This is a genomic window from Microvirga solisilvae (assembly GCF_022808595.1).
GTDB classification, from domain to species: Bacteria; Pseudomonadota; Alphaproteobacteria; order Rhizobiales; family Beijerinckiaceae; genus Microvirga; species Microvirga solisilvae.
Genome location: NZ_JAKUCN010000001.1, coordinates 645,318 through 662,381, shown reverse-complemented (window position 1 = coordinate 662,381; position 17,064 = coordinate 645,318). Strand labels below are relative to the sequence as shown.

The 17,064-nt window shown below is 61.5% G+C and carries 13 protein-coding genes; 8 read left to right on the top strand and 5 right to left on the bottom strand.

All coding sequences use genetic code 11. The features are described from left to right. Window positions 1-23: 23 nt before the first annotated feature. Window positions 24-3,548 carry a transcription-repair coupling factor gene (gene mfd, locus MJ639_RS03215; protein ID WP_243368678.1) on the top strand — a complete coding sequence of 1,175 codons (3,525 nt, stop codon included), beginning with the start codon at window positions 24-26 and terminating at the stop codon, window positions 3,546-3,548. Between the two features lie 3 nt (window positions 3,549-3,551). On the opposite strand, the gene MJ639_RS03210 is transcribed toward mfd, so the two are convergent. After that, complete coding sequence (locus tag MJ639_RS03210) at window positions 3,552-3,896, bottom strand: hypothetical protein (RefSeq protein WP_243368676.1); 345 nt, start codon at window positions 3,894-3,896, stop codon at window positions 3,552-3,554. A 132-nt stretch (window positions 3,897-4,028) separates the two neighbouring features. Continuing rightward, window positions 4,029-5,840, bottom strand: a complete 1,812-nt coding sequence (locus MJ639_RS03205; RefSeq protein WP_243368675.1) for an extracellular solute-binding protein — start codon at window positions 5,838-5,840, stop codon at window positions 4,029-4,031. Window positions 5,841-6,049: 209 nt separating this feature from the next. Here MJ639_RS03205 and MJ639_RS03200 point away from each other — a divergent pair, with 209 nt between their 5' ends. Then, on the top strand, window positions 6,050-6,832 hold the full coding sequence (locus MJ639_RS03200) for an invasion associated locus B family protein (RefSeq protein WP_243368673.1): 783 nt from the start codon (window positions 6,050-6,052) through the stop codon (window positions 6,830-6,832). Between the two features lie 68 nt (window positions 6,833-6,900). On the opposite strand, the gene hspQ is transcribed toward MJ639_RS03200, so the two are convergent. After that, window positions 6,901-7,230, bottom strand: coding sequence for a heat shock protein HspQ (gene hspQ / locus MJ639_RS03195; protein ID WP_243369028.1), 330 nt, complete (start codon window positions 7,228-7,230; stop codon window positions 6,901-6,903). 264 nt (window positions 7,231-7,494) lie between these two features. Between hspQ and MJ639_RS03190 the strand changes: the two genes are divergently transcribed. Then, window positions 7,495-8,466: an AEC family transporter gene (locus tag MJ639_RS03190; RefSeq protein WP_243368671.1), complete on the top strand. Its 972-nt coding sequence runs from the start codon at window positions 7,495-7,497 to the stop codon at window positions 8,464-8,466. On the opposite strand, the gene MJ639_RS03185 is transcribed toward MJ639_RS03190, so the two are convergent. After that, complete coding sequence (locus tag MJ639_RS03185; RefSeq protein ID WP_243368669.1) at window positions 8,463-9,671, bottom strand: UbiH/UbiF family hydroxylase; 1,209 nt, start codon at window positions 9,669-9,671, stop codon at window positions 8,463-8,465. The genes MJ639_RS03190 and MJ639_RS03185 overlap by 4 nt on opposite strands. Before the next feature lie 149 nt (window positions 9,672-9,820). Between MJ639_RS03185 and MJ639_RS03180 the strand changes: the two genes are divergently transcribed. The 5 genes from MJ639_RS03180 (at window position 9,821) to pncA (ending at window position 15,269) form a co-directional block, all read left to right on the top strand. Then, the gene (locus tag MJ639_RS03180; protein WP_243368667.1) at window positions 9,821-11,368 is read left to right on the top strand and encodes an ABC transporter ATP-binding protein; all 1,548 of its coding nucleotides are present in this window, start codon (window positions 9,821-9,823) and stop codon (window positions 11,366-11,368) included. Further along, window positions 11,358-12,434 carry an ABC transporter permease gene (locus MJ639_RS03175; protein WP_243369027.1) on the top strand — a complete coding sequence of 359 codons (1,077 nt, stop codon included), beginning with the start codon at window positions 11,358-11,360 and terminating at the stop codon, window positions 12,432-12,434. The genes MJ639_RS03180 and MJ639_RS03175 overlap by 11 nt, the downstream gene beginning before the upstream one ends. Continuing rightward, window positions 12,431-13,348, top strand: a complete 918-nt coding sequence (locus MJ639_RS03170; RefSeq protein ID WP_243368665.1) for an ABC transporter permease — start codon at window positions 12,431-12,433, stop codon at window positions 13,346-13,348. Before MJ639_RS03175 ends, MJ639_RS03170 begins: the two co-directional genes overlap by 4 nt. Before the next feature lie 93 nt (window positions 13,349-13,441). Continuing rightward, window positions 13,442-14,524: a BMP family ABC transporter substrate-binding protein gene (locus MJ639_RS03165; RefSeq protein WP_243368663.1), complete on the top strand. Its 1,083-nt coding sequence runs from the start codon at window positions 13,442-13,444 to the stop codon at window positions 14,522-14,524. A 94-nt stretch (window positions 14,525-14,618) separates the two neighbouring features. After that, complete coding sequence (gene pncA, locus MJ639_RS03160) at window positions 14,619-15,269, top strand: bifunctional nicotinamidase/pyrazinamidase (protein ID WP_243368661.1); 651 nt, start codon at window positions 14,619-14,621, stop codon at window positions 15,267-15,269. Between the two features lie 8 nt (window positions 15,270-15,277). Here pncA and rimO read toward each other — a convergent pair whose 3' ends face one another. Further along, window positions 15,278-16,594 (bottom strand): 30S ribosomal protein S12 methylthiotransferase RimO, encoded by a 1,317-nt coding sequence (gene rimO / locus MJ639_RS03155; RefSeq protein WP_243368660.1) that lies wholly within the window; start codon window positions 16,592-16,594, stop codon window positions 15,278-15,280. Between the last annotated feature and the right edge of the window lie 470 nt (window positions 16,595-17,064).

Sequence of the window (17,064 nt, the reverse complement as noted above, 5' to 3'; positions counted from 1 at the left end):
TCTCATTGACCTGACACCACGCTATGAAATCTGCCCTGACCCGCGCCCTCGATGCCCTCAAGAAAGGCCAAGGCCTGACGCTTGCCAGCGTTCCGGAGGGCTTCGACGCGCTTGCCGTCGCCGATCTGGCGCGCGGGCTGTCGGGCAGCATCGAGGGGCCGGCGGTCCTGGTGCATGTGGCGCGGGATGGGCAGGGGCAGCAGAACTTCGCCAACAGCCTCGGCTTCATCGCGCCTGAAATCGAGATTCTCACGTTCCCGGCCTGGGACTGTCAGCCCTATGACCGCGTGTCGCCCAATGCGGCGATCACCGCGCAGCGCATGACGACGCTGGCGCGGCTGACACGCTCCAAAACTTCCGAGGAGAAGCCGCGCATTCTCTCCACCACGGTGAATGCCCTCGTGCAGCGTGTGCCGCCGAGAAACCGCATCGCGGCGGAAACCTTCTCCGCCGCGCCGGGCAACGTGGTGGACACGACGCTGCTCATCAACTGGCTCGAATCCAACGGCTTCATGCGCACGGGCACGGTGCGCGAGACAGGCGAATATGCGGTGCGCGGCGGCATCATCGATCTCTATCCGGCGGGCCTTCCGAATCCGGTGCGCCTGGACTTCTTCGGTGATGCTCTGGAATCGATCCGCTCTTTCGATCCCGAAAACCAACGCACCGTCGGCACGCTTCGCTCCCTCGATCTCGTGCCCATGAGCGAGGTGCAGCTCACCACCGAGAGCATCAAGCGCTTCCGTCAAACCTATGTGGCCGCTTTCGGCGCGCCCACCCGCGACGACCGTCTCTATGAGGCGATCAGCGAGGGGCGGCGCTATCCCGGCCTCGAGCACTGGCTGCCGCTGTTCCACGACCATCTGGATACGCTACTCGACTACGTGCCCGGCATCCCGGTTGTTTTCGATGCGCTTGCCGACGATGCTGCCGCCGAGCGCCTGTCCCAGGTGAAGGATTATTACGACGCGCGGCGCGAGAATATGGGCCAGAACCAGCCCGGCGTTGCGCCTTATCGTCCACTGCCGCCCGATCAGCTGTATATCAAGCCCGAAGAATGGGCAGAGCGCACCGCATCGCTGCCGCTCGCGAAGCTCACCCCCTTCGCTATGCCAGAATCCGGTGCGCCGAAAATCGTCGTGGATTGCGAAGCGCGTCAGGGCCGCAACTTCATCGCGGAGCGCGCGGACGAGAGCGCGAACGTGTTCGAGGCCGTTGTTGCCCATATTCGCGAGCAGCAAAAGCAGGGCCGCCGCGTGATCCTGGGCGCGTGGTCCGACGGATCGCGCGAGCGCCTCTGCCATGTGTTGCAGGATCATGACCTGAGGCAGACGAAGCCCATCGGGCGCTTCTCGGAGGCGATGGCCTATCCACGCAACGAGATCCCGGTCGGCATCTGGCCGCTGGAGCACGGTTTCGAGACGGGCGATCTGACGATCATCAGCGAGCAGGACATCCTTGGTGACCGTCTTGTGCGCCAGAAGCGCAAGTCGAAGCGGCCGCAGGACTTCCTCACCGAAGTGGCGGCGCTCACGCCCGGCGATCTCGTGGTGCATGTGGATCACGGCATCGGGCGCTTCGAGGGCCTGAAGACCATCGAGGCGGCAGGCGCGCCGCACGATTGCCTTGAGTTGCATTATGCGGGCGGCGACCGCCTGTTCCTGCCGGTTGAGAATATCGAACTTCTGACGCGCTACGGCTCGGAAGAGACGGAAGTTCAACTCGACAAGCTCGGTGGCGGCGCCTGGCAGGCGCGCAAGGCGCGCATGAAGCAGCGCATCCGCGAAATGGCGGGCGCACTCATGAAGATCGCGGCGGCACGCATTCTCAAGGACGCGCCGCGCATGATCCCGCCGGAAGGGCTCTACGACGAATTTGCCGCACGCTTCCCTTATGACGAGACCGAAGACCAGCTCAACGCCATCGAGGCGGTGCTGGACGACATGGCCTCGGGTCGCCCCATGGACCGCCTCGTCTGCGGCGACGTCGGTTTCGGCAAGACGGAAGTTGCGCTGCGCGCCGCTTTCGTCGCAGCCATGAGCGGCAAGCAGGTGGCCGTCGTCGTACCGACCACACTTCTCTCGCGTCAGCACTACAAGACATTCTGCGACCGCTTCCGCGGCCTGCCGCTTAACATCGCGCAGGCATCCCGTTTCGTGCCATCAGCAGAACTGAAGAAGACGAAGGAAGGGCTGGCAGACGGCTCCGTCGATATCGTCGTTGGCACCCATGCGGTACTCGGCAAGTCGATCACCTTCAAGGATCTAGGCCTCATCATCGTGGACGAGGAGCAGCATTTCGGCGTGAGCCATAAGGAGCGCCTGAAGGAGCTGCGTGCTGAGGTGCATGTGCTGACGCTCTCGGCGACGCCCATCCCGCGCACCTTGCAGCTCGCTCTCACGGGCGTGCGCGAACTCTCGCTCATCACCACGCCGCCGGTGGACCGTCTGGCAGTGCGCACCTTCATCACGCCTTTCGATCCGCTGCTCATTCGCGAGGCGTTGCTGCGCGAGCGTTACAGGGGCGGGCAGGCGTTCTATGTGGTGCCGCGCCTCGACGATCTCGGCGAGGTGAAAGCCTTCCTCGACAAGGAAGTGCCGGAAGCGAAAGTGGCCGTCGCGCATGGACAGATGGCGGCAGGACAGCTCGAAGATGTCATGACGGCTTTCTACGAGGGCAAGTATGACATCCTGCTCTCGACCACCATCGTGGAATCCGGTCTTGATATTCCGACAGCGAATACGCTGATCGTGCATCGCGCGGACATGTTCGGCCTATCACAGCTTTATCAGCTGCGCGGACGCGTGGGCCGCTCGAAGACGCGCGCTTATGCGTTGTTCTCGGTGCCTGCCAACAAGACGCTGACGGCGCAGGCCGAACGTCGTTTGAAGGTGCTCCAGACGCTCGACACGCTCGGCGCCGGCTTCCAGCTTGCCTCGCACGATCTCGACATTCGCGGCGCAGGAAATCTGCTCGGCGAGGAGCAATCGGGCCACATCAAGGAAGTAGGCTACGAACTCTATCAGCAGATGCTGGAAGAGGCCGTTGCGCAGCTCAAGGCCGGTATCGAGGAGCCCACAGAGGATCAATGGTCGCCGACGATTGCGGTTGGCGCGCCGGTCATGATCCCTGAAAGCTACATCGCCGATCTGCAATTGCGTCTGGGTCTTTATCGCCGTCTCTCGACCTTTGAGGATTCCGGCGAGATCGAAGCCTTCCGTGCGGAGCTGGTCGACCGTTTCGGCCCTGTGCCGTCGGAGGTCGATCAGCTGCTCAAAATCATGGCGATCAAGGTGCTTTGCCGCCGCGCCAATGTGGAGAAGGTGGATGGCGGCCCGAAGGGCATTATCATCTCGTTCCGCGACAATTCCTTCGCTAACCCGACAGGCCTTATCTCCTATGTGACGGAGCAGGCTTCCTTCGCGAAGGTTCGGCCGGACATGAAGATCGTCTTCGTGCGCGATATCGAGACGCCCGATGAACGCATCAAGGCATCGACGATCATCCTGCGCGATCTGGTGAGGATTGCCGAAAAGAAAGCTGCTTAAGAATCAGAACTCGGCGGATGCTACAGCGCGGGTGATGAGTTCGTTCTGCAGCATCGTGGCGGCGCCGACGATGCCGCCGGTGACGATCACCGGCGTTTGGCTTTCGGCCAGGGTCTTGCGAAGGCGCGTTGCCAGCTCCATGAAGCGGCGGCGTTCGGACCAGTTGGCGTGACGGGGCATCTGCAGCACGACAGCAGCAGGGCTCGGGATCAACGCCAGGACGTCATCGGCAGCCTCAAAGGGGGTCGTGACGCTTGCATATCCCATACCTGCGAGTTCTGCGGAAAGAGCGCTGTCGGGAGCACGCTCGCCGTTATCAACGACGAGAACTTTCTGCATTCCGTTCATTGCAACACCCTTGCGTCAAAACGCGTTCATTGAGCTGAAGACGTGCTCCTCAACGAACAAAGCATAGGTTTAGTTGCATCCGCTACATGAACGGAAGCGTAACAGTTCCTGCAGCCTTGTTTCAGTCAATACCTAGTTCGGCTGCCGCCACCAGGCATCGACATATGAGCCGAACATCGGCGTCCGGGATGGCCTCTTGAGGCTGCTATCATAGGCAAGCCATTGATCGCTAACGTAAAAGAGCGGAACCACATAGAATCCGGACAGGAGAACCCGGTCGAGGGCACGTACGGAAGAGACGAAATCCTCCCTCGTCTTTGCCTCGAGCATGGCATCGATCATGCGGTCGATGGCAGGTGAGGTAGCCCCTGAGTAGTTGAAGGAACCATCCTTCTGAGCGGCCGCCATCCCCCAGCGATTGCGCTGCTCGTTGCCCGGGGAGGACGAGGCCGGCCAGAGCCACTGGATCATGTCGTATTCGAAGCGGGAGATGCGGCGCCAATATTGAACGTCGTCCACCAGGCGAACCTTGAGCCCGATTCCAATACGTTCGAGCGCCTGCGCATAGTTCAACGCCAAGCGCTCCTGCTGGCGCGAATTCACCAGAATTTCGAAAGTGAAGGGCTCTCCGGTCTGCACGTTGCGGAGCACGTCGTCCTTGAGCACCCAGCCTGCTTCCGACAGAAGCGCCAAGGCACGGCGCGCCATCTCTCGATCGCGCCCGGATCCGTCCGCCGCTGGCGGAGCCCACCGGCCTTCGAGGATATCCTCGCGGACGGTGCCCGGAAATGAAGCAAGAAGCTCGCGCTCCCGCGCTGTTGCGGGCTTTCCGGTGGAGGAGAGTTCGGAATCTGCGAAGAAGCTGTCCGACCGCTTGAGCTGACCGTAGAAAAGATTGCGGTTCAACCAGTCGAAGTCGAACAGATAGTTCAGGGCTTCCCGAACGCGCACATCGGCAAAAATGGGTTTTCGTGTGTTGAACACGAAGCCGTTCATGCCCTTTGGCAGCCGAACGGGTAGGGCCTCGCGAGCGATCAGGCCTGCTTTCACACTTGGAAAATCATAGCCTGTGGCCCAGCGCGTCGGATCGCCTTCGAGCCTGTAGTCGTAGAGCCCGGCCTTGAACGCCTCGAACATGGTGTTGGCGTCGCGATAGAGATCGTAGCGGATCTCCTCGAAGTTGAAGAGGCCACGCAGAACAGGCAGATCCTCAGCCCAGAAATCCTTGCGGCGTTTCAGGACGACGCGCTCCCCAGGCCGCACCTCGGTGATGGTGTAGGGGCCTGAGCCGATAGGCGGCGTAAGGGTCGTCTTGTCGAAGGTGTCTGGATTGGTCGCATGCGCCGCGAATATCGGCATCATCGCGATCAGCAGGGGCAACTCCCGGTCATTCGTGCCCGAGAGATCGAATCTGATCTTGTAGGGTTCTGAAACCTCGACAGCTTTCACCTGCCCAAAGGTGGACCTGTAAAATGGCTTACCGCTCTTCTTCAGGATCTCGAAGGTGAAGCGCACGTCTTCGGCCGTGAGAGCGTGGCCGTCCGAGAAGCGGGCTTTGGGGTTGATGTGGAAGGTCACGAAACTCCGGTCGTCGGGAAGCTCGACCGATTCGGCGACGAGACCATAAAGGGTGAACGGCTCGTCCTGGGAGCGCATCATCAGGCTCTGGAGGACGTAGGTGGGAACAGCGGGCGGCGCGACCCCAAGGACGATGTAGGGATTGAGGCTGTCGAAGGTGCCTTGGATCGCCAGCGTGATTCGTCCGCCCTTCGGCGCTTCCGGATTGGCATAGGGCAGATGGCTGAAACCTGCGGGAAGCGCTGGTTCTCCATGCATGGCGATGCCATGCCGCAGGGGCTCGGCCTGTCCTGCCGCCACCGGCCCGAAACTCACCAGAAGCATGGTGGCAAAGAGGCCTAAAATCCTTATAAAGCTGCAGCTCATGGGGCTCCCGCTGCGGAAAGGCGCTTGCCGGGCAATATTGTACAGAAAGTTACCCGAAGTGACTGGAAACCTAGCACATGAAAGGTTAAAGGAGCGCCACACGTCATGTCTTCGCCGTATTCGGCAAAGATGTCCCATTGCAGGTTTTAAGAACGCCGCATTCCAAAACGGCTAAGGCCGAACCTTTCGACTGAAGAGGAAATATCGACATGTCATTCGCGACTCGCCTCGCGAGCCTGGGGGGCACCCGTGGCCTGGCAACTGCCTTGGCTCTTCTGGTAAGCGTTCCCGCTCTCGCTCAGACCGCTCCGGCTCAACCGCGTCCGGCCGCTCCTGCTGCTGGTCAGCCGGCCCGTCCGGCCGCTCCCGCTCAGGGCCAGCCCGCTGCCGGCGCTCAGCCGCAGGCCAGCGGCCCCACGGTCGTTCAGGTGAAGGCCGAGCCTTCCCAGCCGGAATGGACCAAGGTGTGCGGCAAGGATCAGAACACCAATACCGAGATCTGCTACACGACCCGCGACTTCGTCTCGGATCAGAACCAGCCGGTTCTCGCTCTTGCCGTCTATGACATCAAGGGTCCGCAGGCCCAGAAGGTCGTTCGTTTCGTGATGCCGCTCGGCCTGCTCCTGAAGCCCGGCCTGCGCTTCGCCGTGGACCAGGGCCAGGCCATTCCCGGCAGCTACGTGATGTGCTTGCCCAACGGCTGCTTCGCCGAGGCTCAGGTGAAGGACGACTTCGTCGCCTCCCTCAAGAAGGGCGCGAACCTGAACGTCAGCGTCCAGAACCAGGTTGGCCGCGAGATCACCTTCGCCGTTCCGGCTGCCGGCTTCGGCAAGTCCTTCGACGGTCCTCCGATCGATCCGAAGGTGCTCGAAGAGCAGCAGAAGAAGCTCCAGGAAGAACTCCAGAAGAAGAGCGAAGAGATGCGCCAGAAGATGCTTCAGGGCCAGGGTGGCGCTGCGGCTCCGAGCGCTCAGGCTGCTCCGAAGCCCTAATCGCTGGACTTCCGAACCAAAAAGAAACGCCGGGCCAAGTGCCCGGCGTTTTCATTTGAACGTTGAATTCAGTTGGCGAGCATCGGCTTGGCCCTATAGGCCCCGCTCGGCTCGCGCACGAACATTTCTTCGATCATGGGATTGCGAAGGGGTTCTGTGGAAGGATCGGGCAGGAGGTTCTGCTCCGAAACATAGGCAATGTATTCGGTTTCCGCGTTCTCGGCGAAGAGATGGTAGAAAGGCTGATCCTTGCGGGGCCTTACATCCTCGGGGATGGACAGCCACCATTCTTCCGTGTTGTCGAATTCAGGATCCACATCGAAGATGAGGCCCCTGAAGTCGAACAGGCGATGCCTGACCACCTGACCGATCGCGAATTTCGCTAAACTCGCTTTCATGGGCATGGTGCTAACTCCTTGATCCTGCATATAGACATGCGGGACGGAATCTCCAAATCCATGGCCGTCACAATTCGGAGAGCATTGCCAAGAGTGTACCGCTTCACTTGGCAAACGTCCGCGAGAACTTGAAGCGGTGATGCCGCGAGCATTGCATTTTTGGACTGGCGACCTGTTCAAGGTGGGATTGCGGCGGGATTGGAACCTTGCCAGAAGAGTTATCTCCTAGCTCTTCCTGTTTCCTTCACTGCATCGGAGCCCGTGATGTCCGACCTGATCGGGCTTTTCAATCTGCTTGCGCCCTTCTTCGGCCTCATCGGCCTCGGCTTCTTTTGCGGGAAGGTCGTCAAGCAGCCGGAGGCCGGGCTCGCCTGGATGCAGTTCTTCCTGATCTACGTCGCCCTGCCGTGCCTGTTCTTCCGGCTGATCGCGGACAAGCCGCTCGATCAGTTGACCAACTGGCCCTTCATCGCAGCCACCACTTTCTCGACGGCCTGCGCATTCCTTCTCTCATTCGCCGCCGGCTGGCGACACACCAAGGATCTGCCGCAATCGGTGATGCAGGGTGTTGCGGGGTCCTATTCCAATATCGGCTATATGGGGCCGCCTCTGATCCTGGCGGCCATCGGTCCTGCCGCCAGCGCGCCGGTCGTTCTCATCTTCGTGTTCGATAACCTGTTCCTGTTCTCCGTCGTGCCGCTGCTCATGTCGGTGGCGGGCATCGAGAAGTTGAAGCTGTCGGCGACGATCAAGCGGATCGTCTGGCGCGTGATTACTCATCCCTTCAACGTGGCAACGGCCATCGGCATCGCAGCGAGCTATCTTCATCTCGAACTGCCGGGGCCGGTCAATCAGATGGTCACTTGGCTGTCGGGCTCCGCCGCGCCTTGCGCCCTGTTTTTGCTCGGCGTTACCGTCGCCTTGCGTCCTTTGGGACGCATTCCCGGCGAGGTTCCGGCGCTTGTCTTCATCAAGCTGATCCTTCACCCGTTGCTGGTCTGGGTGGTGCTGTCGGCCATCGGCGATTTCGGCGCGACCTGGACCTATGCGGCGATGGTCATGGCGGCCCTGCCGCCGGCGCTGAACATCTTCGTGATTTCCACCCAGTACAATGTGGGCGTGGAGCGCGCTTCGGCCTGCGTGCTCATCGGCACTTTGGTGTCGATCCTGACACTGACGGCAGTTCTCTATCTCACCACCAAGACCGGCAGCCTGCCTTACGATCTCTTTCCTTAAGCGGCCCTGGCGTCCTGCATGAGACGGGGCGCTCCCATGTGAGGCAGCACACCTTCACGCATCACGGCGCGGCGCAGGAAGCCGACCTTGCTCAAAGCGAGAAGGCCTGCGCCTCTCAAGAGGTCGGCAGGCAGAAGTCCCGTGAGCAGCGTGCGGTTGAGCCCGTCCACAGCCGCAGTGCGCAGACGGACATCGAGATCGCGGCTGCGCTGATACTGACGCAGCGTCTCGTCCGATCCGGCCTCGTGCCCATCGTCGAACCCATCCACCACCGCATCCCTCAAGGAGGCCACGTCCCGGAAGCCGAGATTGAGGCCTTGAGCGCCAATGGGCGGAAACACATGCGCTGCCTCGCCGACGAGCGCGAGGCGCGGCTCGCCGAAGCGGGTGACGGACAAGCCACTCATCGGCACGAGGCCACGCGGTCCGTCGATGCGCATGGCGCCGAGAAGCGACTGGGCTTGGCGCTCTATCTCCAGCGCCAGGGCGGCATCGTCGAGTTTTCCAAGTCGCTTCGCCTGTTTCGGGCTCGTCACCCAGACAAGGCTCGAACGCTTGCCGGGCAGGGGGACCAGAGTGAAAGGTCCGTGCCGGGTATGGAACTCGGTCGAGGCTTCGCGATGTTCCCGGTCATGGGCCAGGATCGCGGTCACGGCCGTCTGCGGATAGGACCAGGTTTGGGCCTCGATCCCTGCGATCTGCCGCAGCCTGGAATTGCGGCCATCGGCAGCCACCACAAGATCGGCCTCGATTTCGGAGCCATCGGCCAGAGTCAGCACGGCTCGATCCGCCTTGACGCGGAAATCGGAGGCCTGTTGGGGCAGGATCGTCAGCCGCTCGTAAGAGCGGGCTGCCTCCGCCAGCTTCTCGACAAGAGTGGCGTTCTCGATGTTCCAGCCGAAGGCATCGAGGTCAATTTCCCGCGAGGAGAAGGCCACCGGCGGCGGGCGGAAGAGGCTGCCCGTATCGTCGATGATCCGCATGGTCTCGAGCGGTGCCGCTTCCATGACAAGGGAGGGCCATACGCCGAGCGCTTCCAGGAACCGGACGGATCCGTTGAGAAGTGCCACGGTACGCCCGTCGCGACGGCTATCGAGGCTGCCGACCAGAACCGTCGAGAAGCCGTCCCGGGCAAAGGCAATGGCTGCGCTCAGGCCAGCGGCCCCGGCGCCAACTATCGCAATATTATAGCTTTTCTCGTTCACGGACTTCTCCCGCCATGAGTTGTGGACGGCTTGCCGACTCACAATAAACCATGGATTCGGCATTGCCGACCTGTGCGGCGCATCCCTATGATCGTTATCCATGGTTCTCGTCGAACCGGCTTCCACTTTCCTCAGTCAGAGTCCCTTGCGTGAAGGCAGACGTATCATCATCCGGGCCGCCCCTCGTCGAGCTTAAAGGGATCAGCAAACGCTACGGCGATCTCCTCGCCAATGACGGTATCGATCTTTCCATCGAACCGGGCGAAATCCACGCGCTTCTCGGCGAGAACGGGGCCGGCAAGTCGACCCTGGTGAAGATCCTCTACGGCGTCATCGAGCCCAGCGCAGGCGAGATCCGTTGGGAAGGCCGACCTGTCACCATCGGGTCTCCGGTCGAGGCGCGGTCCCTTGGCCTCGGCATGGTGTTCCAGCATTTCTCGCTGTTCGACGAGATGACGGTGGCCGAGAACATCGCCGTGGCGCTCTCCGAGGATTGGAACCTGGCGACCGTACGCAGCCGCTTGAGCGACATCAGCCGAACCTACGGTCTCGCTCTGGATGCGGACCGGGCGGTATGGACGCTTTCGGCCGGTGAGCGCCAGCGCATCGAGATCGTTCGCTGCCTGCTGCAGAACCCACGCTTGCTGATCCTCGATGAGCCGACATCGGTTCTGACGCCGCAGGAGGCCGAGCACCTGTTCGGTACGCTCGACAAGCTTTCGGCGGAAGGCTGCTCGATCCTCTATATCTCTCACAAGCTCGAAGAGGTTCGCCGCCTCTGCCGCCGTGCGACGATCCTGAGGGCAGGGCGCGTCGTCGCGACCATCGATCCGCGAGCGAGCACGGCGCGTGAAATCGCGGCGCTGATGGTGGGTAATGAAATCGGTGAAGTCAGGTCCGACGCGCCGCACGTGCCGCAGGGCGATGTCCTGAGCGTCACTCACCTGAACATGTCGCCTGCCGGTCTTCACGGCATCGCGCTCAAGGATATCAATCTTGTCGCGCGTGCCGGAGAGGTCATTGGCATCGCAGGCGTTGCCGGTAACGGACAGAGTGAATTGTTCGCGGCTCTTTCCGGCGAGCGCGTTGCGGATCGCGCGGATGCCGTCGTCATCGCGGGGCAGGCCTGTGGTTCCATGGGGATCGATGCTCGTCGCCGTCTCTCGGCTGCTTTCGTTCCGGAGGAACGTCTCGGCCATGCGGCTGCTCCCACGCATCGCTTGAGTGAGAACACGCTGATTTCCCATGCAGCGACAGAGGTGAGCCGGTCGGGCTTCATTCTTCTGAATGCCGCTAAGCGGCTCGCCCGTGCCATCGTCAGCAGCTTCGACGTGCGCACGCCGGAAGGCGATCCGCAGGCGCGCAAGCTTTCTGGCGGAAACCTGCAGAAATTCGTGATCGGACGCGAAGTGATCCGCAAGCCGAAGCTCCTGATCGTCGACCAGCCGACATGGGGCGTCGATGCGGGCGCGGCACGTCTCATCCGGCAATCTCTTATCGATCTTTCGCGGGATGGCAGTGCCGTTGTCGTCGTCAGTCAGGATCTCGATGAGTTGTTTGAAGTTGCCGACCGGATGGCTGTGATCCATCACGGAACTTTAAGCCCGCTGAAGCCCATCGGCGAATGGACCAAGGAGGCCGTAGGCCTGGAAATGCTCGGTGTCGCTCAAGTTCCAGGGGGCGCTCATGCGGTTTGAGCTGATGCCCCGCACCACGGTTTCGCCTGTAGCGAGAGCGCTCGCCTCGGTTGTCGCGTTCATCACCGCCTTCCTGATCGCGGGCTTCGTGATCTGGCTCATGGGACGCTCGCCGGTTGCTGCTTTCGACGTCTACGTGCTTCAGCCGCTAAGTGACCCTTGGGCGCTGCAGGAGCTGCTCGTCAAAGCGACGCCGCTCATCCTCATCGCCATCGGCCTGTCCTATTGTTTTCGCGCCAGCCTATGGAACATCGGCGCGGAAGGGCAATACGTCATGGGTGCTGTCCTCGGCAGCTGGCTCGCCCTGAAAACGCACGGCACGGATGCCGGCATTTGGGTGCTGCCGCTCATGATGCTCCTCGGCATCATCGGCGGTGCGCTTTACGGATTGATCCCTGCTTTCCTGAAGACGCGTTTCGGCGTGAACGAAATCCTGACTAGCCTCATGCTGGTCTATGTGGCGCAGCTCACTCTCGACTATCTTGCGCGCGGTCCCTGGCGCGATCCGAAGGGCTTCAACTTTCCGCAATCGGTCACCTTCGATCCGGCAGCGACATTGCCGCCGATCATGGAAGCCGGTCGCGTTCATTACGGCTTCCTCTTCGCGTTGGTCGCCGTTGCCGTGACGTCCGTGATCCTCGGAAGGACGCTGTTCGGATATCGCCTGAAGCTAACGGGCGATGCACCGCGCGCTGCACGCTTCGCAGGCTTCAATTCCAAGGCAACGGTCATGGCCGTGTTCGCCATCTCGGGCGGGCTCGCAGGGCTGGCCGGTATCGCGGAAGTCTCCGGTCAGATCGGTCAGATCCAGCCTTCCATTTCGCCGGGCTACGGGTTTACGGCAATCACCGTCGCGTTCTTGGGTAGGCTCAATCCAATCGGCATTCTCATCGCGGCGCTCGTCGTTGCGCTCACCTTCATTGGCGGCGAGAGCGCGCAGATCCTGTTGAAGCTGCCGCTCGACCTGACGCAAGCCTTCCAGGGTATCCTGCTGCTCTGCGTCCTGGCCGCGGACGCGCTCGTGAGCTATCGCATTCGTCTCGTGACGCGGGGAGGGGCCAAGTGACCATTTTAGAGGCCATCCTTCTTACCATCGTCACAGCGTCGACCCCGCTGCTGATTGCTGCGCTCGGCGAGCTTGTCACCGAAAGGTCAGGCGTTCTGAATCTCGGCGTCGAAGGCATGATGGCCATGGGAGCGGCTTGCAGTTTCGCTGCCGCCGTCACCTTCGATTCAACATTGCTGGGTGTTGCCGCTGGCATTGTCGCCGGTGCTTTGATGTCCGCGCTCTTCGCTCTGGTCGTTCTCGGCTTTGCCGCCAACCAAGTCGGCTCCGGATTGGCCTTGACGATTTTCGGTCTCGGATTGTCCGGCCTGATCGGCGCTCCTTTCGTGGGAGCACGGCGCGATCCGGTGCCGCCCATCGACGTTCCGATCCTCAGCGACATTCCCTATATCGGGCGACTGTTTTTTGAGCAGGACCTTTTCGTCTACGCGTCGTTCGCCCTGACGATCATCATCGCTGTCTACCTCATGAGAACCCGCTCCGGTCTGACGCTTCGCTCCATCGGCGAGAACCACACATCGGCCAATGCCCTTGGCCTGCCGGTGCTCAAAGTGCGGTTCCTCGCGATCCTGTTCGGCGGCGCCTGTGCCGGTCTGGCTGGGGCTTATCTCGCTCTGGTCTATACCCGATTCTGGTCGCCGGGAATGACGGCAGGGCGTGGCTGGATCGCGCTGGCATTGGTCGTTTTCGCGGCTTGGCGGCCGGGCTGGCTGCTGATCGGCGCTTATATTTTCGGTGCGGCCACGGTGCTGCAACTACATGCCCAGGCAGCCCAGTTCGGCCTTCCGTCGCAGGTGCTCTCGGCCGTGCCTTACGTTGCGACAATCGTTGCCCTTCTGCTCTTGTCCATCCGGCATGGCCGAGCCATTGGCGCGCCGGGATCGCTGGGCTCGCCATTCGTGCCTGACCGATAGGCAAAGTGGTGATATTGTAGGCAAAGGAATTCTTGCCAGAAGGTCATAGACCTGCAAGGGAATGTCAGGAAATCTAACCTCGAGGGAACGAGCATGTTTTCACGGAAACTCTTCGGAGCTTTGGCTGGCGTCACTGTCGCCGCCCTGTCCGCCACCGGCGCGCTGGCGCAGGCCAAGGACAAGATCAAGGTCGGCTTCATCTATGTGGGCCCGGTGGGCGACCACGGCTGGAGCTACCAGCACGATCAGGGCCGTCAGGCGATCGAGAAGGCCTTCCCGGGCAAGGTGACCACGACCTTCGTGGAGAGCGTGCCGGAAGCCGATTCCGAGCGCGCCATTGAGCAGCTTGCTCGTACGGGCCACGACCTGATCTTCACGACCTCGTTCGGCTTCATGGAGCCGACCCTGAAGGTTGCGAAGAAGTACCCGAACATCAAGTTCGAGCATGCCACCGGCTTCAAGCGCGCCCCGAACCTCTCGACCTATGCCGCCAAGTTCCACGAGGGCCGCTACATCATCGGCCAGATCGCCGGCAAGATGACCAAGTCGAACACCATCGGCTATGTCGGCGCCTTCCCGATTCCGGAAGTCATCGCGGGCATCAATGCCTTCTACCTCGGCGCGCAGTCGGTGAATCCGAACGTCAAGATCAAGATCGTGTTCGCCAACACCTGGTATGACCCCGCGAAGGAAGGCGATGCCGCCAAGGCTCTGCTCGATCAGGGCGTGGACATGCTGGCCCAGCACACGGACAGCCCGGCTCCGATCCAGGCTGCTGAAGCTCGCGGCAAGTTCGGTTTCGGCCAGGCTTCCGACATGGAGCGCTTCGCTCCCAAGGCTCAGCTGACCGCCATCGTCGACAACTGGAACGACTATTATGTCGCCCGCGCCAAGGCTGTTCTCGACGGCACTTGGAAGTCGGAAGACACCTGGGGCGGCATCAATGCTCACATGGTCGTCATGTCGCCCTACAAGAACATGCCCGACGACGTGAAGAAGCTCGCTCAGGACACGGAAGCCGCCATCAAGGCCGGCACGCTCAATCCCTTCAAGTGCCCGGTCGTCGGTCAGGACGGCAAGGAGATCGAGTGCAAGGGCAACGGCGCACTCTCCGACGAGCAGGTGCTCGGCATGAACTTCTACGTGAAGGGCATCGAGGACAAGATCCCGCAATAAGCGGCGATCCACTCGCCATTTCGAAGGCAGCCGGGCAATCGGCTGCCTTTTTCTTTTCGGGTCTTATAATGCGAACGTGGCAGGGAGGCCGCGCATGACTGAGCAAGGATCAATCGGGCTGAAGGAGACGGATGTCCTGATCGTCGTGGACGTTCAGTATGATTTCCTTCCAGGCGGGTCCCTGGCGGTTCCGGATGGCGATGGTGTGATCGCTCCCATCAACCGTCTGGCCCATGCCTTTCGGCATGTGGTGCTCACGCAGGATTGGCATCCGCAAGGACATGCCTCATTCGCTTCGAGCCATGAGGGGAAGCAGCCTTTCGAGATGACGGAGCTTCATTACGGAACGCAGGTGCTCTGGCCCGATCACTGCATTCAGGGAACGCCGGGAGCGGAGATTTCTCGCGACCTGAACATTCCCCATGCGCAGCTCGTCGTGCGCAAAGGCTACAACACGGGGATCGACAGCTATTCGGGCTTTATGGAGGCCGACCGCAAAACCTCGACGGGGCTCGCAGGTTATCTCAAGGAGCGCGGCTTCAAGCGTGTCTTCTGCGCAGGATTGGCAACCGATTTCTGCGTCGCCTGGACGGCCCTCGATGCCGTGGCGGCGGGTTTCGAGACATACCTGATCGAGGATGCTTCGCGCGCCATTGACGCCAACGGCTCGTTGGAGCGAGCCCAAAATGATTTGAGCGCTGCCGGCGTTCGCACGATCAGCAGCGCTCAAATTCTTGGGGGCTGACGGAGGCTTTAGACAGCCGTTCCGTGCAAGTCGTACTCGTCCGAAGACTCGATCTTCACATTGACGATCTCGCCGGGCTTCAGCGGTGTCTTCGAAGCCACATAGACGACGCCGTCGATCTCCGGCGCGTCGTACTTGGTGCGGCCGGTGGCAACCGTCGCGCCTTGCTCGTCGATGATGACGGGAAGCGTCTTGCCGACGCGGCCTTTCAGCAGCTTGGCGCTGACCTTCTGCTGCGTCTGCATGAAACGATGCCAGCGCTCTTCCTTCACTTCCGGAGGCACGGCGCCGGCAATGTCGTTGGCGGGCGCGCCCTGCACGGGCTCGTATTGGAAGCAGCCTGCGCGGTCGATCTTTGCGTCCTTCAGCCATTGCATCAGCAGATCCACATCCTCCTCAGTCTCGCCGGGGAAGCCGACGATGAAGGTGGAGCGGATGGCGAGGTCCGGACAGATCTCGCGCCATTTGTGGATGCGTTCCAGGGTCTTTTCCTGGTTGCCGGGGCGGCGCATGGACTTCAGCACGGAAGGCGAGGCGTGCTGGAAGGGAATGTCGAGATAGGGAAGGATCTTGCCCTCCGCCATGAGCGGGATCACCTCGTCCACATGCGGATAGGGATAGACGTAGTGCATGCGCACCCACATGCCGAGCTCGCCCAATTCCTTGGCGAGTTCGTAAAAGCGGGTGCGGACCTCACGGTCCTTCCACATGCTGGGTTGGTACTTGATGTCGAGGCCGTAGGCGCTGGTGTCCTGCGAGATCACCAGCACTTCCTTCACGCCGGCTTTTGCGAGCTTCTCGGCTTCGCGCAGCACGTCGCCGATGGGGCGGCTCACCAGATCGCCGCGCAACTTCGGGATGATGCAGAAGGTGCAGCGGTTGTTGCAGCCCTCGGAAATCTTCAAATAGGCGTAGTGGCGCGGCGTCAGCTTCACACCCTGAGGCGGCACGAGATCGATGAACGGATCATGCGCGGGCGGTGCGGCCTGATGAACAGCGGAGACGACGGATTCATAGGCCTGTGGGCCGGTGATCGCGAGCACGTTCGGGAACTTGTCGCGGATCTGCTCGGGCTCGGCGCCCATGCAGCCGGTGACGATGACCTTGCCGTTCTCGGCCATGGCCTCGCCAATCGCCTCGAGGGATTCGGCCTTGGCGCTGTCGAGGAAGCCGCAGGTGTTGACGATGACCACATCGGCCCCGTCATGCTGCTTGGTCAGCTCGTAGCCTTGGGCGCGGAGCTGCGTGATAATGCGCTCGGAATCGACCAGGGCCTTCGGGCAGCCCAGGGATACGAACGAGACTTTCGGAGCGGGAGCATTCATCCGCGACATTCCACTCTAGAGGGCATACGGACATCGGGAGGCGCCCAGGGAAGGGCGGCTTGAGTGCGAAATCATGGCAAGGGAGCCCTGGATCGGGAGCACTGCGCAGGCTGTGAGCGCGCTGCGGCCCGGTGACTTCGCAGCCCCAGCGGACTGCCTTTTCAAGTCGATGTCACGCCCCGTGCGGCCGCTTCCGACTTTAGGAAGCTCGCGACTGAGGCGCGAGAATGCCTTACAACAGGGCACCTGTTTTTACAACACCGGGCTGGCGCTTCAGCCTAGCGATAAAGCGTTTTAAGTCTTTGAATGGCCTAGGTTGTCCGCCCCTCGATAGGCCATAGGGATGTCGATACAGCCAGGGATGGCAAGTAGCTCCACCTGCCATCCGTTCCCGGCCCATGAACGGCAAAGCCTTGAAGCAAAAAAGCGCTACATTTCTGGGATGGAAATCCTGCTAGCGCCCATCAGGG